Source organism: Planotetraspora phitsanulokensis (assembly GCF_016863295.1).
Taxonomy (GTDB): Bacteria; Actinomycetota; Actinomycetes; order Streptosporangiales; family Streptosporangiaceae; genus Planotetraspora; species Planotetraspora phitsanulokensis.
Genome location: NZ_BOOP01000004.1, coordinates 76,812 through 94,233 on the forward strand (window position 1 = coordinate 76,812; position 17,422 = coordinate 94,233).

Annotated in this window: 19 protein-coding genes and 2 tRNA genes; 10 read left to right on the plus strand and 11 right to left on the minus strand. The window is 69.6% G+C overall.

Going from position 1 to position 17,422, the window contains the following annotated elements; all coding sequences use genetic code 11:
- Window positions 1-22: 22 nt before the first annotated feature.
- Window positions 23-95: transfer RNA gene (locus Pph01_RS05980), tRNA-Glu, on the minus strand.
- Between the two features lie 45 nt (window positions 96-140).
- Window positions 141-213 (minus strand) — tRNA-Ser (locus Pph01_RS05985).
- 137 nt (window positions 214-350) lie between these two features.
- On the opposite strand from Pph01_RS05985, the gene Pph01_RS05990 reads away from it, so the two are divergent.
- The 4 genes from Pph01_RS05990 (at window position 351) to Pph01_RS06005 (ending at window position 3,483) form a co-directional block, all read left to right on the plus strand.
- The gene (locus Pph01_RS05990; RefSeq protein WP_204071946.1) at window positions 351-1,295 is read left to right on the plus strand and encodes a 1-phosphofructokinase family hexose kinase; all 945 of its coding nucleotides are present in this window, start codon (window positions 351-353) and stop codon (window positions 1,293-1,295) included.
- 31 nt (window positions 1,296-1,326) lie between these two features.
- Complete coding sequence (locus tag Pph01_RS05995) at window positions 1,327-2,160, plus strand: class II fructose-bisphosphate aldolase (RefSeq protein ID WP_204071947.1); 834 nt, start codon at window positions 1,327-1,329, stop codon at window positions 2,158-2,160.
- 108 nt (window positions 2,161-2,268) lie between these two features.
- Window positions 2,269-2,835, plus strand: coding sequence for a hypothetical protein (locus Pph01_RS06000; RefSeq protein WP_204071948.1), 567 nt, complete (start codon window positions 2,269-2,271; stop codon window positions 2,833-2,835).
- Window positions 2,836-2,985: 150 nt separating this feature from the next.
- Window positions 2,986-3,483 carry an NUDIX domain-containing protein gene (locus tag Pph01_RS06005; RefSeq protein ID WP_204071949.1) on the plus strand — a complete coding sequence of 166 codons (498 nt, stop codon included), beginning with the start codon at window positions 2,986-2,988 and terminating at the stop codon, window positions 3,481-3,483.
- Window positions 3,484-3,582: 99 nt separating this feature from the next.
- Here Pph01_RS06005 and Pph01_RS06010 read toward each other — a convergent pair whose 3' ends face one another.
- From Pph01_RS06010 to Pph01_RS06035, 6 genes are read right to left on the minus strand one after another with little or no spacing between them, the layout of a single operon-like run.
- Window positions 3,583-4,839 carry a Gfo/Idh/MocA family protein gene (locus tag Pph01_RS06010; RefSeq protein WP_204071950.1) on the minus strand — a complete coding sequence of 419 codons (1,257 nt, stop codon included), beginning with the start codon at window positions 4,837-4,839 and terminating at the stop codon, window positions 3,583-3,585.
- Window positions 4,840-4,858: 19 nt separating this feature from the next.
- The gene (locus tag Pph01_RS06015; RefSeq protein WP_204071951.1) at window positions 4,859-5,671 is read right to left on the minus strand and encodes a carbohydrate ABC transporter permease; all 813 of its coding nucleotides are present in this window, start codon (window positions 5,669-5,671) and stop codon (window positions 4,859-4,861) included.
- A complete protein-coding gene (locus Pph01_RS06020) occupies window positions 5,668-6,585 on the minus strand; it encodes a carbohydrate ABC transporter permease (protein ID WP_204071952.1) in 918 nt (305 codons plus the stop codon). Before Pph01_RS06020 ends, Pph01_RS06015 begins: the two co-directional genes overlap by 4 nt.
- Window position 6,586: 1 nt before the next feature.
- Entirely contained in the window at window positions 6,587-7,867 is a 1,281-nt protein-coding gene (locus Pph01_RS06025; protein ID WP_204071953.1) for an ABC transporter substrate-binding protein, read from the minus strand.
- Complete coding sequence (locus Pph01_RS06030; protein ID WP_204071954.1) at window positions 7,864-9,147, minus strand: alpha-glucosidase/alpha-galactosidase; 1,284 nt, start codon at window positions 9,145-9,147, stop codon at window positions 7,864-7,866. The genes Pph01_RS06025 and Pph01_RS06030 overlap by 4 nt, the downstream gene beginning before the upstream one ends.
- A 50-nt stretch (window positions 9,148-9,197) precedes the next feature.
- Window positions 9,198-10,046, minus strand: coding sequence for an endo alpha-1,4 polygalactosaminidase (locus Pph01_RS06035; protein ID WP_204071955.1), 849 nt, complete (start codon window positions 10,044-10,046; stop codon window positions 9,198-9,200).
- Window positions 10,047-10,280: 234 nt separating this feature from the next.
- On the opposite strand from Pph01_RS06035, the gene Pph01_RS06040 reads away from it, so the two are divergent.
- The 3 genes from Pph01_RS06040 to Pph01_RS06050 all read left to right on the plus strand — a co-directional run bounded on the left by Pph01_RS06040 (window position 10,281) and on the right by Pph01_RS06050 (window position 12,841).
- Complete coding sequence (locus Pph01_RS06040; protein WP_204071956.1) at window positions 10,281-11,300, plus strand: carbohydrate kinase family protein; 1,020 nt, start codon at window positions 10,281-10,283, stop codon at window positions 11,298-11,300.
- A 123-nt stretch (window positions 11,301-11,423) separates the two neighbouring features.
- Entirely contained in the window at window positions 11,424-11,762 is a 339-nt protein-coding gene (locus Pph01_RS06045) for a PadR family transcriptional regulator (protein WP_239116469.1), read from the plus strand.
- Entirely contained in the window at window positions 11,759-12,841 is a 1,083-nt protein-coding gene (locus tag Pph01_RS06050; RefSeq protein ID WP_204071957.1) for a hypothetical protein, read from the plus strand. Before Pph01_RS06045 ends, Pph01_RS06050 begins: the two co-directional genes overlap by 4 nt.
- A gap of 98 nt (window positions 12,842-12,939) precedes the next feature.
- Here Pph01_RS06050 and Pph01_RS06055 read toward each other — a convergent pair whose 3' ends face one another.
- Window positions 12,940-13,287, minus strand: coding sequence for a hypothetical protein (locus Pph01_RS06055; RefSeq protein ID WP_204071958.1), 348 nt, complete (start codon window positions 13,285-13,287; stop codon window positions 12,940-12,942).
- A gap of 524 nt (window positions 13,288-13,811) precedes the next feature.
- On the opposite strand from Pph01_RS06055, the gene Pph01_RS06060 reads away from it, so the two are divergent.
- Both Pph01_RS06060 and Pph01_RS06065 read left to right on the plus strand, forming a co-directional pair.
- Window positions 13,812-14,420 (plus strand): RNA polymerase sigma factor, encoded by a 609-nt coding sequence (locus tag Pph01_RS06060; protein ID WP_308441876.1) that lies wholly within the window; start codon window positions 13,812-13,814, stop codon window positions 14,418-14,420.
- Window positions 14,413-15,453: a CU044_5270 family protein gene (locus tag Pph01_RS06065; protein WP_204071959.1), complete on the plus strand. Its 1,041-nt coding sequence runs from the start codon at window positions 14,413-14,415 to the stop codon at window positions 15,451-15,453. Before Pph01_RS06060 ends, Pph01_RS06065 begins: the two co-directional genes overlap by 8 nt.
- A 62-nt stretch (window positions 15,454-15,515) precedes the next feature.
- Here the strand turns inward: Pph01_RS06065 and Pph01_RS06070 are convergent, their stop codons facing one another.
- On the minus strand, window positions 15,516-16,205 hold the full coding sequence (locus Pph01_RS06070) for an SDR family oxidoreductase (RefSeq protein ID WP_204071960.1): 690 nt from the start codon (window positions 16,203-16,205) through the stop codon (window positions 15,516-15,518).
- A gap of 165 nt (window positions 16,206-16,370) precedes the next feature.
- On the opposite strand from Pph01_RS06070, the gene Pph01_RS06075 reads away from it, so the two are divergent.
- Window positions 16,371-16,835: a winged helix-turn-helix transcriptional regulator gene (locus Pph01_RS06075; RefSeq protein ID WP_204071961.1), complete on the plus strand. Its 465-nt coding sequence runs from the start codon at window positions 16,371-16,373 to the stop codon at window positions 16,833-16,835.
- Window positions 16,836-16,849: 14 nt separating this feature from the next.
- On the opposite strand, the gene Pph01_RS06080 is transcribed toward Pph01_RS06075, so the two are convergent.
- Window positions 16,850-17,398 carry a YceI family protein gene (locus Pph01_RS06080; RefSeq protein ID WP_204071962.1) on the minus strand — a complete coding sequence of 183 codons (549 nt, stop codon included), beginning with the start codon at window positions 17,396-17,398 and terminating at the stop codon, window positions 16,850-16,852.
- Between the last annotated feature and the right edge of the window lie 24 nt (window positions 17,399-17,422).

Consider the following 17,422-nt stretch of genomic DNA (forward strand, 5'->3'; position numbering starts at 1 on the left):
GGCTCTCCTCACGAACGGGCGGCGAGGCCGGCCGGATTCGAACCGGCGTCCTCCCCTTTGAGAAAGGGGCGCGACGACCCCTGCGCTACGGCCCCGCCGGGCGGAAGCTTAGCGATCTGCCATGCCTTGGGAGAAAACGGCGAAGCCGGCCGGATTCGAACCGGCGTCCTCCCGATGAGCAGTCGGGCACGACGACCTCTGCGCTACGGCTTCGCCTGCGCACACCCTAGCGATCTTTCATGACATAGCGCACTCTGCACAGAACTGCGCATTAGTGCTATGAAAGAAGCAGAAATGAACCGTCCCCTTCGGAGGCGAGCCGTGCCCCCACGCCCCCGGCCGTCCGCGCCGTGATCCTCACCGTCACCCTCAACCTGGCCCTCGACGTGACCTACGTGGTCGGCGATGTCGACTGGAACGGCATGAACCGCGTCAGCTCGGTCCATCGCCGAGCAGGCGGCAAAGGCGTCAACGTCGCCCGCGTGCTCACCTCCCTCGGCCACGAGGTCGTCGCCACGGGCCTCGCCGGAGGCCGTACCGGCGAGGACGTCCTGGCCGACCTCGCCCTCGCGGGCGTCGCCGCCGACTTCACCCCCATCGCCGCCGAGTCACGCAGCACCCTCGTGGTCTCCGAAGCCGGCCCATCCGCATCCCGGCGGAACGCCTTGTTCAACGAGCCCGGCCCGGTGGTGACCGAGGACGACCTCATGCGCTTCACCCGGCACTTCGCCGGTCTCGTCCGCGGGGCGGACGCCGTCGTGATCTCAGGGAGCCTGCCGCCCGGCGCTCCCCCGGACTTCTACGCCGGGCTCGCCGCCATGGCCGCCGAACGAGGCGTGCCCGTCATCGTGGACGCCGACGGCACGCCTCTGCGCCATGCCCTGAGCGGCCGCCCAGCGATCGTCAAGCCCAACGCGGAGGAACTCGCCCGCGCCGCCGTCCTCCCCCGGACGGCGACGCCGCCCCGGTCGGCCGACGCGGCGGAGGCGTTGCGGAGAGCCGGCGCGGAGTCCGTCGTGGTCTCGCTCGGAGCACACGGCGCCCTCGCGGTCACACCCGGCGGATCCTGGCGGGCCCACATGCCGCGCGAGGTCGCCGGGAACCCCACCGGTGCGGGAGACGCCCTCGTGGCGGGGCTCGCCCTCGGCCTGGTGGAGGCCACCCCCTGGCCGGACCGGCTGCGCCGCGCCACCGCACTGGGGGCCGCCGCGGTCGCCGCCCCTCTGGCCGGCGACGTCGACCCCGACGTCTACCTGGCCCTCCACCCCGAGATCGGCATCGAGCCCGTCTCCTGACCCCCCGACCACCAGAAAACGGAGTCCTCCCATGACTCTCGCCCGCATCGGCGACATCGTCCGCGACGCTCCGGCGGGCGTCGGCGCCTTCAACGTCATCCTGCTGGAGCACGCGGAGGCGATCGTCACCGGAGCGGAGGCCGCAGGCTGTCCCGTCGTGCTGCAGATCAGCGAGAACGCGATCCGCTATCACGGCGCCCTCGCCCCGGTCGCGGCGGCCTCACTGGCCGTCGCGGGCGCCGCCGCCGTACCAGTGGCAGTGCATCTCGACCACGCCACCGACCGCGCCCTGGTCGAGGAGGCCGTCGCGCTCGGGCTGGGCTCGGTCATGTTCGACGCCTCCGCGCTCGACGACGAGGCCAACGTGGCGGCCACCGCGGACGTCGCCGCCTGGTGCCACGAGCGCGGTGTCTGGGTGGAGGCCGAGCTCGGCGAAGTCGGCGGGAAGGACGGCGTGCACGCGCCGGGCGCCCGGACCAAGCCTCGCGAGGCCGCCGACTACGTCGCGCGGACAGGCGTCGACGCCCTGGCGGTCGCCGTCGGCACCTCCCACGCGATGACCACCAAGGACGCCGTGCTCGACCTCGACCTCATCGCCGAGCTGCGTGCCGCCGTACCGGTGCCTCTCGTGCTGCACGGCTCCTCGGGCGTGCCCGACCACACCCTCCGCGCAGCCGTACGGCACGGCATGAAGAAGATCAACATCGCCACGCATCTGAACAAGGCCTTCACCGAGGCCGTCCGCGGGCACCTCGATGCCCATCCGACCGCCGTGGACGCCCGGGCGTACGTCCGGGCCGGGCGTGACGCCGTGGCCCGCGAGGTCACGCACCTGCTCGGCGTCCTCGGCCCCGTACCTGGCTGACCGTGCCCCGGGAGGGTGCGCCTTGCATGGCCCGGCCCATCGCTCTTGAATGTGAAACAGTGCCTGGCGCTTTGGACGGAGACAGCGTTGATTCCTGGACTGGCCGATGTGGAGGCGGTCGCCCGTGCCGGGTCCACGATTCTCGGTGCGGTGAAGAAATCCGACCAACGTACACGGCGAGACGTGCGCGAATCTCTCATGGAGCTCTTCGCGATACTCGACGACTGGTGCGACATGGCGGAGGAGACGACGCTCTTCCTCACACCGGGGACCCACCCCAGAGACCTGGACATCGCTCCCCGGCAAATGCGCGCCGAGGTCCTGCCGGCGATCCTCAAGGACATCGACGGTCTCTACACGGAGAAGGCGCCGATACTGGTGCGCTGGCGCGCCTCGAAGCGCCGTCAGGCGGCCCGTCTCAGCCTCCGGACACTCCTCAAGATCTATTGCCCTGACCTGTTCGATCAGGTCCTCAACGCGACGGAGGACCGAGCGGAGTGGATTCTCCGGTACAGGGCTCAGGTCGCCGCCGTTCCGGAATTCGGGGAAGAGCACAGAGCTCTGGCCGATGACGCCACGGCGACCGCGCGTGCCCTGTTCGCCGCTCGTGCACGACTGCGGGAATTCATCGTCGCCACCTATTCGATCGGCGACATCGAGCACGCGGCGGAATAGGCCGGCGGGCGGATGTCACCCGTCGAACGAGAACCTGTGGTCACCGGCGCGGGAATGCGGGGGACGACATGCGGCTGTCCCGCCTGTAGTTCACAGAGGTGACCGGTTCCACGGGATGCCGGGCGCCGGGTAGGTGGCTAGCATGCGCGGATGCCTTCGGTGCAACTGCGTCATTCGGTCCGCGCGGTCGTCCTCGACGGAGACGACCGCATCCTGCTGTGCCGGCACGTCATTCCCAAGCCGACCGGAACGATCGTCGTGTGGGCGGCACCCGGTGGAGGCGTTGAGCCCGGCGAAGCCGACCTTGTCGCCCTGCGACGGGAGTTGGACGAAGAGGTGGGACTCGCCATCGACGCCGACCCGCCGCACGTCTGGCACCAGGAGGTCGTCGACCCTGGCCACGTGGCGGGCCATGGCGGAGTGATCAACGATTACTTCCTCGTTCGCACCGGATCGTTCCACCCCCGCGGCACGATGTCCGATGACGAACTCGCCGCCGAGAACATCGTCGCCTTCCGCTGGTGGCGGCTATCGGACATCGCGGGCTACCGCGGTCCCGACTTGTTCTCACCGCGCGATCTGGCCACGCCGTTGGCGGCGCTGATCGCCGACGGGGTTCCGTCCAGGCCCGTATCGCTCGGCCTGTGAGCCAGGTGTCCGCTCTGCCGTCCTATCGGCGCGGATGAATGCATGATCACGAAACCGGTTTGCGTAGGCCGGGGTATGCGTGACCGAATCCGCGCATGATCACGGCGGAGGGGGTGGGAGGGTGACGACGGTGGCGGTGTGGCGAGCTTGTTCGGCCGCCCACACGACTCGGTGGGAGTCGAGGCTCGTGGCCGCGTCCGTCCAGACGAGGGAGGGATCGCCCGCGGCCACCGCCCTGAGGAACGCGTCCACGAGTGCCCCGTCTCCCCCGCCGTGCCCGTCGGCCGCGGCGGCCCCGCTCTCGGCGCTCGTGTCGACGACCTCCTCCCTGCCGGTACGGAAGTCGGTCACCTTCACCAGGGTCCCGTCGCCCTCCAGGTACCCGTGTGTGCCGAAGATCCTGGTCCTGCGCTGCTCCTGCGGCGTGAAGGCCGTCATGGTGAAGGTGACGGTGCCGCCTCCGGCGAACTCCCAGGAGACGACCTGGTGGTCGACGACGGAGTTGTCGCAGGCGTAGACGCAACGGCCGTAGGGGCCTTCGCGCAGGGCCCGCCGCACGCCCTCCTCGGTGTGGTCGGAGGTGACGACGCTCAGCGGCCAGAACGTCCGGTCCGGGTCGTTCAGGCAGTCGAGGTAGAGCCGGGGCGCCGAGTAGGGGCAGGTCGCCTCGACCGCGCAGTCGAGGCACCGGTCGGCCGCGCCGTCCGGCCGGTTGGCCGGGGTGAAGTGTTTCAGCGACCCGAACGACGAGACACGTTCGACCCGCCGGCCGGTGACGTGGAGCAGCCAGTCGATGTCGTGGCACGACTTCGCGAGCAACATGGGCGCGTCCTGCTCACGCCGCCAGTTGCCGCGGACGAACGAGTGGGCCTGGTGCCACCAGCCGACCGGCTCGAGGTGCTGCACGCTCACGATCTCGCCGATCCGTCCGGCCGCGAGAAGCGAGGTGAGCACGCGGGTGTAGACGGTGTAGCGGAGAACGTGGCAGACCGTGAGGATCACTCCGGCCTCGGCCACCGCGTCAACGATGCGAAGCGCGTCGGCCTCCGAGGTGGCCATCGGCTTCTCCAGCAGGAGATGGTGGCCCGAACGGGCGAACGCCACGGCCTGGTCGGCGTGTTCGCCGTCCGGGCTGGCGATGACGGCGGCGTCCGCCGACCGCTGGGCGGCGAGGGCCGTCCAGTCGGCGTGGACGTGTTCCGGCGCGAGCCCGTGCTCGACGGCGAAGGCTTCCCGCCGCCGCGGATCGGGATCGGCGACGGCGACCACGCGGGCGCCCGCGGCCACGGCGTGCCTCGCGTAGACCGTGCCGCGCATGCCCGCTCCGACGACGACCAGTGTGACCGGTCGGCTCATCCTGGATCCTCTCCGCGGGTCACCCCTTGAGCCCGCTGAACGACATGGTGGCGATGAAGTGCCGCTGGGCCACGACGAACGCCGCGATCAGCGGGAAGGTCGCAAGCACGTTGCCCGCCATCAGCGCCGACCACTGGGTGTGCCGGGCTCCGGCGAAGGTGGTGAGACCCACCTGCAGCGTGTACGTCTCCTCGGAGTTGATGGCGATCAGCGGCCAGATCAGGTCGTTCCACGCGCCGAGGAACGTGAAGACGGCCAGGGTGGCGAGCGCGGGACGAGCGAGCGGCAGCACCACCCGGAAGAACACGCCGAGGCGGTTGCAGCCGTCGATCCTGGCGGCCTCCTCCAGTTCTCGCGGCAGGCTGAGGAAGAACTGCCGCATCAGGAAGACCCCGAAGGCCGTCGCCAGCCACGGGACGAACGCCGCGGACAGCGTGTCGATCAGGCCGAGGTTCTTGAAGACGAGGAACGTCGGGATCATCAGCACCTGGGTCGGCACCATGACGGTCGCCATGATGGCCACGAAGGCGACGCCCCTGCCGCGGAAGCGCAGCCGGGCGAAGCCGTACCCGGCGAGTGAGCACAGCACCAGATGGGAGACGACGGCGACCGCGGTGACGAGCAGCGTGTTGCCGAACCAGCGCGGGTAGCTGTCCTCGGTGAGCACCTTGAGGTACCCGCCGAAGTCGATGTGGCTGGGCCACAGGCGCGGCGGGTACGCGTTGATCTCGGCGTCCGGCATGAACGACGTGATGAGCATCCACACCAGCGGCGCCGCGAACAACAACGACAGCGGCATGAGGACCAGGTGGTAAGGCCACTGACGCCTCATGAGGGCGCCTCCCCTCGCCGGGCGTGCCAGAGGGCGGCGCCCGAAACGATCAGGGTGACCACGAACAGCGCGTAGGCCACGGCCGCCCCGTATCCGGCGTGGAACAACTGGAAGGCCTGCTGGTACAGGTAGAACACGATCACCGTGGTGGAGTCGAGGGGCTGACCTTTGGTGGTCGTGTACACCAGGTCGAACAGTTGCAACGCGTCGATCGTCTGCCAGATCACCAGGAAGACGGTGGCGGGCCTGAGCTGGGGCAGGGTCACCGCGCGGAAGACCCGCACCGCGCCCGCGCCGTCCACGCGGGCCGCTTCGAGCAGTTCGCGCGGGATGTCCTGCAACGCGGCCAGGTAGACCACGATGGGCAGGCCGACCGAGCCCCACAACGACACCACGACCAGGGTGAGCAACGCCTGGGAGGGGTCCTGCAGGAACCCCTGCCGGGCGACGCCCGCGCCGGCGAGCAGGTCGTTCACGATGCCGAACTGCGGATCGAGGATGAAGTTCGCGAGGATGCCCGTGGCGGCTGCCGAGACGACGTACGGCACGAACAGGCAGGTCCGGTAGAACGCGCGGAACCGGATCGGCCGGTTGAGCGCGAGCGCGATCGGCAGCCCGATGACGAGGGACCCGGGGACGTACAGGACGGAGTACAGCAGGGTGTGCAGGGTCGCCGCCCGCAGGTCCGGGTCGTCGAGCAGGTCGCGGTAGTTCTGCAGTCCCACGAACGAGCCGGGGGCCAGCAGGTTGTCGTCCCGCAGCGAGAGGATCAGCGCCCAGACCGCCGGGAAGATCGACAAGCCGACGATGACGAGCGTCGCCGGCCCGACGAAACCCCACCCGGTCAGCTGCGGCATCAGCCGTACCCGGGGCCTGGCGTGCCGCCTGCGCAGGGTGAGCGCGTCGGCGGCCATGTCAGCCCTTCGCCAGGATCTTGTCGGCCTCGGCGGCGGCGTCGGACAACGCCTGCTGTGCCGTCGCCTGGCCGAGCAGCGCCTTGTCGATCGCATCACCGACGGCCGCGGAGATGTCCGGGTACCCCTCGATCGCCGGGCGGGCCTGCACCGCGTTCTCCTGGTTGGCGAGGAAGGCGTCCGCCCCGGTGAACTGCTCCGCGAACTTCTCGTAGGCGGGCAGCTTCGAGGTCGCCTGGCGGATCGGCAGGTTGCCCGACCCGAGCGACCAGCGGGCGTCCTGCTCGGGCTTGGTCAGCCAGGCGAGGAAGTCCTTGGCGGCCTGGGCCCGCTTGGAGCCGTTGTCGAACACCACCCAGTTGTCCGGGCCGGAGATCGTCTGGTGGTTGCCCCCGTAACCGGGGAGCGGCACGACGCCGTAGTCGACCTGGTGGTCGGCGAGGTCGCGCATCGCCCACGGGCCGGCCATCTCCATGCCGACCTTGCCGCTGTAGAAGAGCGGCAGGAACTTCTCGCCGTTCTGGTCCAGGTAGACGGACTTGTCCTCGACGGCCATGGCCCGCCACAGGTCGAGGCTCTGGGCGGCCTGCGGCGACGCGAAGGCGGCCGTCTTGCCGTCGGAGCCGAGGATCGACCCGCCCTGTTGCCAGAGCATCGGCCAGAAGCGCCAGACCGTGTCCTCGTCACCGGTGACCACGTACGACGTGCCGAAGACGCCCTTGCCGGGGTCGGTCAGCCTCTTCGCCGCCGCGCGGAAGTCGTCCCAGGTCCAGTCCTTGGTCGGGTACGGCAGGCCGGCGGCGTCGAAGAGCTTCTTGTTGTAGATCAGGCCCAGGTTGTCGACGACGGACGGGACGCCGATGACCTTTCCGTCGACCGTGGCGGCCTCACGCGCGGCGGGCCAGAAGTCGTCCCAGCCGAACGACGGGTCCTTGACCATGGAGGACAGGTCGACGACCTTGGGCGTGGCGGCGAGGGTCGAGGACCAGGAGCCGTACATGTACGCGACGTCCGGCGGCTCGCCGCCCGCCAGCGCGGCCTGGACCTTCTGCAGCATCTCGTCCACGTTGGTCGTGCCGACCTCGGGGTCGACCTCCACGCCCGGGTGGGTCTTGTTGTACTCGTCGGCGAGGTCCTTGAGGATCTGGCCCTCGGCCTCGGTCTGGCCGTGCCACCACACGACCTTGACCTTGCCGCCTTCATCGTCGGACTGGCCGCCGCACGCTGTCGCGAAGCCGAGCGCGGGGACGATGGCAAGGACGATGGCGAGCTTGCGGATCATGGCTTCATCTCCTCTCGGAGCGACTCGGGCAGCAGGTCGGAGTGTGCGCGCACCATCTCGTCGCACAGATCCCAGATCTGCTCCAGGGTGAGGGTCGCCGCGGTGTTCGGGTCCACCATCGCGGCGTGGCGGATGTGCTCGGGCCTGCCGTCCACGGCGGCCCGGACGGTGAGTTCGCCGACGGCGGCGAAGGAGCGGTTCAGCGCGGCGCACTGCGGCGGGAGGTCGCCGACGGCCATCGGGCGGACGCCGAGCCGGTCCACCAGGCAGGGCACCTCGACGGCGTAGCCGGAGGGCAGGTTGGAGATCAGCCCGTGGTTGGGCAGGTTGCCATACACCACGCGCGGCCGGCCGGTCACCATGGCGTGGATGATCTGCGGGGCGTACTCCATCGTGGCGTCGGGCGGCTCGAACTCCCCGGCCCGGGCACGTTCGTAGGTGGCCACGTTGTCCGCGCTGATCCGCACGTACTCGGCGACGTCGAGCCGGAACCGCTCGATCTCCCCGTCGTGACGCAGGAACCAGGGGAGGTACTCGGAGGAGTGCTCGCTGGACTCGGTCGGGTAGTAGCCGAGCCGCCGGTACATCTCCACCCGGACGCGCCGCCGCAACCCGGGGTCCTTGTCGATGGCCGCGTCCAGGCGCGGGTAGAGGTCCTCGCCGTTCGCCGAGAACTTCAGCACCCACGACTGGTGGTTGACGCCGGCGCACAGGTAGTCGATCTCGTCGTACGGCACCCCGACCAGGTCGGCCAGGCCGTCCATCGTCCAGTGGACCGAGTGGCACAGGCCGACCACCCTGGGCAGTTTCCGTGCCAGGTACGTGATGTTCATGGCCATCGGGTTGGTGTAGTTGAGCAGCCACGCGTCGGGACAGACGTCGGCGATGTCGTCCGCCAGCGCGTCCAGGAAGGGGAAGGTGCGCAGCGCCCGGAAGATGCCGCCGACGCCCAGTGTGTCGCCGATCGTCTGGCGCAGGCCGTACCGCGCGGGGATCGCGAAGTCGGTCACGGTGGCGGCGTGCATGCCGATCTGGACCATGTTGATCACGAAGTCGGCTCCGGCGAGCGCCTCGCGCCGGTCGAGGTGGGTGGTGACGACCAGACCGGTACGGCTGTCGCCCACGATCCCGCGTGCCCCGTTCTCCGCCACCGCGAGCCGTTCGGCCGAGATGTCGTGGAGGGCGATCTCACTTCCCGCGAGCTCGGGGAGGCCCGCCAGGTCGGCCAGCAGTCCCTGGGTGAACACGACGCTGCCGGCGCCGATGAAAACTATCTTCAATGGGTCGCTCCTTGCGGGTGGGCCCTGATGAGGGCCCACCCCGGGGGGGTTCAGACGCCGCGGCAGGCCACGCGGTAGGCGTCCAGTTCGAGATGTTTCCTGAGTGAGTTGAAGTTCTGCGCGTTGGCCTTCGCGCAGAACTTGGACGTGGCGAGGGAGTACTCGACCTGCATGACGGCCTTGCCCGCGGCGACGAACTGGTCGTAGCCGTAGGAGCCGTTGTCCGCGGTCGTGCACTCCTTGTAGGAGAAGCACTCTTCGTTCAGGGCCCAGTCGAAGTACGGCAGCAGCGTGGGGATCTGCTCGATGTCGTTCTTCAGTGCCACGGACAGGCCGCGCGCGTGGGCCTCGTTGGCCAGCCAGGTGTTGTACGCCAGCTGGTCGGCGGCCGTGAGGGGGAAGCCCGTCTTGTTCGTGTAGCCGTCGACGTTGTCCGGTTCGACGGCGTCGAATCCCTTGGCCTTGCACATGTCGAGCCGTGCCTTCATGATCGCGCCGAGCGGGCCGTCGTACTGACGGATGTCCAGCCAGCGCTCGCCGGCCCAGCCGGCCAGGTTCTTGCCCAGCACGGAGGCGGGGAACTGCGCGGCGTCCGAACGCCAGTTCTCGTAGGAACCGGCGCTTATGTAGCAGACGACCTTGCGGCCCTGCTTCGTGGCGTGCAGGTCGGCCACCAGGCCGGCCGGTGCATCAAATCCGTCGATGTCGTACATGTCGACATTCAGATACGGACTTGTGGGCAGCGACGACAGCTGCCACTGCCAGCTGGTCTGCAGGGCAGGGTGCCAGCAGCCGGGGCAGGCGACAGGGGCCGGCAGGGCGGCGCCCTGCGCGGGGCTCGCGGTGACGATCAGGCCGGCCGTGAAGACGGCGGCGAACAACGCCTTGAGATAGCGCATGTGCACTCCTCGCATGGACTGACGTTCAGGCAAGGGGCGTCATGCGTGCTGTTCCTCACTCTCCCTCGCCGCCCGGCCCACGATGCGGTGGGAGTGACATGACCCATAGTGATCAGCAGGACCATGTCAGCACGCCTCGTTCGGCTTCCTTCCTCCCGGCTGGCTCAAGACTTGCGCGTATTAGCTCGATTCGCAATGCTTTCGAGCATTAATTCGCACGAAATGGGAGCCTGGATGTTCGATCTCCTGGTCGTGGGCGACGCGAACCCCGATGTGATCCTCTCCGGCGCGCCCCGGCGTCCCGCGTACGGCCAGCGAGAAGAACTCGTCGACACCGGGGTCCTCACCGTCGGCGGCTCCGGCGCGATCATGGCGTGCGGGGCGGCGCGTCTCGGTCTGCGCACGGCGTTCGTGGGCCGGGTCGGTGACGACGAGGCGGGCCGCTTCATGCTGACCTCGCTGGAGGCACGGGGGGTGGACGTGTCGGCCTGCGTCGTGGACCCCGCACTGCCGACGGCGCTGACGGTCGTCCTGGTCGACGGGGGCGGAGCCGCGCATCGCGAGGCGGGCAAGGAGCCGACCGGGGCGGGTCTGGACCGGGCCATCCTGACCGCTCCCGGCTGCCTGCCGTTCCTGTCCGGGACGGACGTCCCCCGCACCCTGCTCGCCTCGGCCCGTCACGTGCACGCGGCGTCGTTCTTCCTCCAGCCGCGCCTGGCCGCGGACCTGCCGTCCCTCTTCTCCGCCGCCCGGTCTCACGGGGCGACCACGTCGCTCGACACCAACGACGACCCGGAGGGCAGGTGGGAGGGGCTGGCGGAGGTCCTCGCCGTGACCGACGTGCTGCTGCCCAACGAGGCCGAAGTGCTGGCGATCACCGGCGCCGGGGGCACACCGTCCGGCCCCTCGCCGCACGGCTCCCCTGCCGGCTCCCCCGTCGAGGAGGCCGCGCGTGAACTGGCCGCGCGGGGGGTGCTTCCCGTCGTCAAGCTCGGACGGGACGGCGTGCTCGCGTGGACGGACGCGGGAGCCGTACACGCCCCTGCCATGGAGGTCGACCCGGTCGACACGGTGGGGGCGGGCGACAGCCTCGACGCCGGGTTCGTCGCGGCACGACTGCGCGGGTTGCCGCTGGACGCCGCGCTGCGGATCGCCGCGGCCTGCGGCTCGCTGTCGACCCGGGCGGCGGGTGGCACCTCGGCCCAGGCGACCTGGGACGAGGCGGTGAGTGCCGCCTCCGTTCCCTCGCCGTAGTCCGGGCGGCGAAAAGCCGGTCCGATCACCCGCGGTCGCCGGTCTGGACGGCCGCCTTCCCTCCTCCGGCGCGTCGTTACTCTGCAACCTTGAATATCATGTCTGCCGATATATCATGGACGCATGACACCGCGGGCGATGACAGAACCCGCGTTCCTCGTCCTCACCGCACTGGTCGACGAGCCGCGGCACGGTTACGGCATCGCGCAGGAGGTCGAGCGGATCTCCGGCGGCCGGGTCCAGTTGAAGATCGGCACCTTGTACGGCGTGCTCGACCGGCTCACGGCCGACGCGTTCGTCGAGCCCGACCGGGAGGAGGTGTGGCAGGGACGGCTGCGCCGCTACTACCGGCTGACCGACGAGGGGGCGCGGGCCCTGGAGGAGGAGGCCGTTCGGCTGGCCGACAACGCGCGCCGCGCCGTCGAACGGCTGCGCCTCAGACAGGCGGAAGGTCTGACATGAGCGTCCTCGAGGACAGCTACCGGTGGGTGCTGCGACTGCTGCCCGCGCCCTACCGCGCCGAGCGCGAGGAGGAGATGGTCTCGGCCTTCCTCGAAGGCGCCCAGCACGGAGAGGCGGGTCTCGACGACCAGCGCCCGCGCTGGATGGAGATCGCCAGCGTGGCCGCGCTCGCGGTGCGACTGCGAGTCGGGGGCCCGGGGGCGCCGCCGAGGTCGTTCCTCTGGGGAGAGGCGGTCCGCCGGGTTGCTCTGCTGGGCCTCGTCTTCTGGACGATGATCGGCTTCCTGTCCGCCGCGCAGGCGCTGATCGCGTACGGCATCCTCGCCGACGCTCTGCCCGACGACGTGATCATGGGAATCGGCTACGCCGGGTCGCCTGATCGCCTGCGGCACGTGCTGGCGGATCTCGTGCCGCTGATGTGGGCGGGGAGCCTCGGCGCGCTCGTTCTCGGCCGCCCCCGCATGGCCAAGGCGGTGGCCGTGGCCGCACTGGTCCTGCCGCACATGCTGGTTCCCCCCGTGTTCCCCGGCGGGTGGGAGATCGTGGCCCGCTGGGCCTGCATGGTGCTGCCGGCCGCGGTGACGGTGCCGGCGTTGGTCATCGGATTCCACCGCGACGCACCGCCGCCGCCCCTGCCTCGGGGGCAGGCCCTGCGCATGGTCGCGCTTCCGGCCGTTCCCGGCATCCTGCTCTCCCTGGTCGTCACCGCGCTCAGTTCGCTCTCCAGAGCCGATACCGTCCCGGTGACGCTTCTGGTACAGGCATCACTGTGGGTCGACGTCCCCGGTCTCGCGTGCGTTTCGCTGCTCATCGTGACGGTGTGGTGTCTGGCCCGGCGCCGAACGTCGGGGCCGACGGCGTTGGCCGCGGCGATTCTGACCGTGCCCGCGGTTCTCTCCCGGGCGGCCACGCTGCACCCCGGTGCGGCCGATTCCATCACCGAGACGATCAACCTCGTCGGAGGGCTGCAAATCGCTCTGCTACTGGCAGGCGGAATCACGCTCGTCGCCTTGAGCACACAGGCGCTGCGAACAGTGGTGGACGGCGACCTCACCGGGATTCGCGGGCAGCACGGATAGCGACGCGTGAACCGGCGCCGCCGTTTCCGCGCCCTCCCGCGCATGCCGAAGCCCCGCGCCGGATGCGGCGCGGGGCCTCCGCCGGAAGGGGTCCCGTCCTAGTCGAACGCCTTGGCCGTGGAGTCGTCGTCCTGCCTCTGCCACGGGTTGGCCTTGGTGTCGGCGGTCTGGAACGGCGACACGACGAGCGTGAAGTCGCGCATCAGGTGCTGGTTCTGATGCTGGCGCTGGTGCTCCTGCTGCCACTGCCGGTTGTGGTTCCGGTTGTGGTTGCGGTTGTGGCCACCCCGGCCCCAGCCGCATCCACCGCCGCCGCATCCACCGCCGCCCATGACGGTCGAGGCGTTCGCGGCGCTGGTGGTGACGGCCGCACCGAGGGCGACGGCCCCGCCGGTGAGTGCGGTGCTGATGGCGAGGGCGCCGACGAGGCTCTTGAAGTTGGGCATTTCATTCTCCCTTTAGGACTGTCGCCCTTATATGCATGCTCTGACGTTTTCCAAACGAAGTGGAAAATGTCGCTATTTGCGACCTTCGATAGGTCCTGCCTGCAATGACTATTTTCCTCCCTATCTGACCAAGCAAACGATGAACATCGCCTTTTGTCGCACACTTATCTCTTTATTGACACTGTTGGCCCTATAAAGATCTATTTGATCTGAAATGTCATTTATATCCGATTTCAATATGTCCCTTATGAGCGATATGCATGCTTTTGTAGTGAAGGGACCGAGGTCATTCAGCCGTGATGGATCGACGAGGCGGCGGGCCGGCCGGGGCATCTGTTCTCGTCTGGACGCCGGCACGACGGCGGAGACGGCCCCGGCGTACACGCCGGCTGGATACGGTCCCGATGTCGGCCCGCGCCGGAGACCTGCCGCGAATTCGTGCGAACTTTCCGCGGCCTGCGGGAGATAAGCGGCTGAACCATCCCCGACCGAGACGAGGCCGCCATGACGAAAGAGCCCTGCCGGTGCCGACTGAGATGACGGGCGCCCTCGCGGCCGCGTCGTCCGCCGCGGACGACGCCGAGCTGATCATGGCGTCCCTCACCGACTCCGAGCGTTTCGCCGCCATCTTCGACCGGCACGCGGAACCGATTCACCACTACGTCGCCCGGCGAGTGGGGACGGATGCTGCCGACGACATCGTCGCCGAGACCTTCCTGACCGCCTTCCGCAGGCGGTCGTCCTACGACCCGGCGCGTCCCGATGCCCGCCCGTGGTTGTACGGCATCGCCACCACGCTCGTCGCCCGGCATCGCCGTTCGGAGGTGCGGTACCTGCGGGCGCTGAGCCGTACGGGCGTGGACCCGTTGCCGGAGTCGCCGGCGGACGGCGTCGTCGAGCGGATCACCGCACAGGACCACATGCGCAGGCTGGCGGGGGCGCTGGCGACGCTGGGACGCGGTGACCGGGACACCCTGCTGCTCGTGGTGTGGGGCGAGCTGACCTATGAGGAGGCGGCGCGGGCCCTCGGCATCCCTGTCGGGACGGTCCGGTCGCGCCTCAACCGCGCACGCCGCAAATTACGCGAGCGACTCGGCGGAGTCGACCCGATGAAGGAGGCCCACGATGGATGAGCTGGACCTGCTCGCCGAGCTGCGCGGGGACACGCCTCGCATCAGCACGGGCGCGGCGAGGGCCGCCCGGGCACGGCTGATCGAGGCGATGGCGGCTCCCGAGCGCCCGCCTCGGTGGGTCGGGCCCGCCGTCTGGCGGACGGGACTCGTCGCGGCCTTCGCCGTCGCGATCGTCATCGGGACTGTCTTCTTCGAAGGAGACACCCCGGCACCCGGGCGTGGCCCAGGCCTCACCGGCGTGCTGCCGATCGCGCAACCCGCCGTGGCTGCTGTGGCGGAGCGGGCTCGTACCGTCGCCGGCAGAGGACCCGCCGACCGCCTGGAGCCGACCGCCTGGGTGTACGTGGAGACCCTGCAGAGAGAGAGTCAGTCGCACGAGATGTCGACGTTGTCGGACTGGTACACCCTCGACGGCCTGCACTCCGCGGGCGTGGACGACAGAGGCCGCCTCAATGTGTTCCATGCCGAACCCCTCCGGGACGTGCCGTCGCAGGCCTTCCTCCTCGACGCGCCGGACGACGCGGAGGGCATGGCCCGGCACGTCTACGCGGAGGTGGATCGGATCATCCGGGGCGAACGCGACCACACCATCCGACTGGCGCGCGTCGACACCTCGCGGGGGCGGGACGTCGCGGCGTTCACCCTGGTCCAGACGGTGCTGAAATACTTCTACGCAACGCCGCGACAGCAGGCGGCCCTCTATGGCGCGCTCGCGTACATCCCCGGGGTGGAGGTCGTCGACGACGTCGCGGACGCGGCCGGACGGCACGGCCAGGCGTTCGGCATCACCGACAGCCAGTCGGTCCGGTCGGAGATCATCCTCGACAAGCGGACCTACCGGTATCTGGGCACCCGCGCGATCTTCACGAAGGACTGGACCGAACCGTCGTATCCACCCGACATCTCACCGGACTCCGACCCGGCCCACCCGCTCCACTTCCCCAAGGGCACGGTCATCGAACTGACCGCCAAGGTGGCCTCCGGCATCGTCGGCGGCCCGGGGGAACGCGACGAACGCGGGCAACGCCCCTAGCTAGCCGATCGACGGCCGGTCGATGAGCGGGCCCGCCGGCCCGCTCATCGTTCCGGAGCCCGTCAGGCCGAGGCCGTCAAGGGCGCGGAGAGGTTCTGCTTGACGAGCCGGGTGGGTTCGTCGGCGATGATCTCGACGGCTCCGTCGGCGATCCCGTCGAGGGCGGCGGCGGCGACCACGGCCGGGTCCGTCTTGTTCTCCGGTGCGACGTAGGAGGCCATGTCGGTGTCCATGTAGCCGACGTGCAGGGCGGCGACCTGGATGCCCCGGGGGGTCAGCTGCTGCCGGATCACGTTGGTCATCGCCCACGCCGCGGCCTTCCCCGCGGAGTAGGCGCCGTAGTCCACCGGGTGGGCCCACGAGAGGATGGACAACACGTTGAGGATCGCACCGCCCCCGTTGGACTCGATGACCGGCGCGAACGCCCGCGCCACGGCGAGGGTGCCGAAGTAGTGCGTCTCCATCTCCAGCCGGATCCGGTCGAAATCACCGTCGATCAACGGCGTGTGCGTGGAGATTCCCCCGTTGTTGATCAGCAGGGTCACGTCGGTCGCGATCCGCGCTGCCTCAGCCACCGACTCCGGCTCGGTGAGGTCCAGCCGCAGCGGCACCGCCCCTGGCACGTCGACCGTCTCGGGCCTGCGCGCGGCGGCGTACACCTTCGCGCCACGGTCGATCAGCTGGGTGACGAACTGACGGCCGAGCCCGCGGTTGCCGCCGGTCACGATCGCCACAGAATTCTCGATCTTCATCGCGTTCCCTTTCACAGTGCGGCGAGGATCGCCTGTAGGCGATCGGCCGACGCATACGAAATTTCAAGGTGACCGGTCGTCTCAAACAGCTTGACCGGCTAGGTCCGAAATCCAAAGCTAGCCGCCCTTGCTTGGATAAATCAAGTCAGGGGGTACGGTGGTGGAGTGAGAAGGACCACCCGTCACGCCATGCTCGACTCCGCGTGCTCGATCCAGCGCAGCCTGGACGTCATCGGCGACCCCTGGACGGTCCTCGTCCTGCGCGAGGCCTTCATGGGGGTCACGAGGTTCGGCGACTTCGCGACCGCCCTCGGAATCTCGACCGATCTGCTCTCCGACCGCCTGACGACGCTGGTCGAGGCCGGTGTCATGGAAAGGCGGCCCTACGCCGAGCCGGGCAGGCGCTCGCGGTACGACTACCACCTCACCTCCATGGGCGAGGAGTTGCGCCTCGTGCTCGGCGCGCTGCAGCAGTGGGGTGACCGCCACCGTCTCGACGACGACTCTCCGTCCGTGGAACGTCGCAGCCGCACCACCGGCGGGCGTCTCGCTGTCGCGTTCGTCGACGAGTCGGGCGGCGCGGTCGAGCTGGAGGACGTCGCCTTCGTCTCCGTGCCCGATCCGGCCTGACCGGGCTCCCCCACTCACTCCAGGTCGACTTCGACCTCCACGCCGACCGGATCGGCCAGCCGCAGCGCGCCGAAGAACGCGCTGTACGGCTTGACGCCGTACTCCGACTGCACGACCGTGCCCGTCGCCCGGTGACGACCGTCTTCCGTCCGGGTGACCTGAAGCCGGAACGGGCGTTCCACGCCGCGCACGGACAGGGTGCCCTCGACGACGCCCTCATCGGGGCCCGTGACGGTGATCGCGCTGGAGACGAACCTCGCCTCCGGGTACCGCTCGGCGTCCAGCAGCTTCCCGGCGGTCTGCGCGATCTCCCGCTTGTCCCCGTCCGTGAGGGGAACGGCGCCTCCCTCGCCCTCCAGGACCCGCAGAGATCCCATCTCGGCCGTGACGGTCACCGAGCTCGCGGGGAGGTCGTCCTCCTCGAAGTAGACCTCGCCCGCCCATCGCACCACCTCGATGGTGAGGTCGTGCCCCATCCGCCCGGCGAAGCCCTGCCTCGAGGTCTTCAGGATCAGCGTGCCGCAGCCGGGGCCGATCCGATGATGTCGTCCTGGTACCGCCATACACGCACCGTAGGGCGGCGGACA

Excerpts from the sequence above, each read along its gene's own strand:
- Pph01_RS05995 (WP_204071947.1), top strand. The coding sequence starts at position 1,327 with ATGACTCTCGCCCGCATCGGCGACATCGTCCGCGACGCTCCGGCGGGC.
- Pph01_RS06005 (WP_204071949.1), top strand. The coding sequence starts at position 2,986 with ATGCCTTCGGTGCAACTGCGTCATTCGGTCCGCGCGGTCGTCCTCGAC.
- Pph01_RS06010 (WP_204071950.1), bottom strand. The coding sequence starts at position 4,839 with ATGAGCCGACCGGTCACACTGGTCGTCGTCGGAGCGGGCATGCGCGGC.
- Pph01_RS06015 (WP_204071951.1), bottom strand. The coding sequence starts at position 5,671 with ATGAGGCGTCAGTGGCCTTACCACCTGGTCCTCATGCCGCTGTCGTTG.
- Pph01_RS06020 (WP_204071952.1), bottom strand. The coding sequence starts at position 6,585 with ATGGCCGCCGACGCGCTCACCCTGCGCAGGCGGCACGCCAGGCCCCGG.
- Pph01_RS06025 (WP_204071953.1), bottom strand. The coding sequence starts at position 7,867 with ATGATCCGCAAGCTCGCCATCGTCCTTGCCATCGTCCCCGCGCTCGGC.
- Pph01_RS06035 (WP_204071955.1), bottom strand. The coding sequence starts at position 10,046 with ATGCGCTATCTCAAGGCGTTGTTCGCCGCCGTCTTCACGGCCGGCCTG.
- Pph01_RS06040 (WP_204071956.1), top strand. The coding sequence starts at position 10,281 with ATGTTCGATCTCCTGGTCGTGGGCGACGCGAACCCCGATGTGATCCTC.
- Pph01_RS06045 (WP_239116469.1), top strand. The coding sequence starts at position 11,424 with ATGACACCGCGGGCGATGACAGAACCCGCGTTCCTCGTCCTCACCGCA.
- Pph01_RS06050 (WP_204071957.1), top strand. The coding sequence starts at position 11,759 with ATGAGCGTCCTCGAGGACAGCTACCGGTGGGTGCTGCGACTGCTGCCC.
- Pph01_RS06055 (WP_204071958.1), bottom strand. The coding sequence starts at position 13,287 with ATGCCCAACTTCAAGAGCCTCGTCGGCGCCCTCGCCATCAGCACCGCA.
- Pph01_RS06065 (WP_204071959.1), top strand. The coding sequence starts at position 14,413 with ATGGATGAGCTGGACCTGCTCGCCGAGCTGCGCGGGGACACGCCTCGC.
- Pph01_RS06070 (WP_204071960.1), bottom strand. The coding sequence starts at position 16,205 with ATGAAGATCGAGAATTCTGTGGCGATCGTGACCGGCGGCAACCGCGGG.
- Pph01_RS06080 (WP_204071962.1), bottom strand. The coding sequence starts at position 17,398 with ATGGCGGTACCAGGACGACATCATCGGATCGGCCCCGGCTGCGGCACG.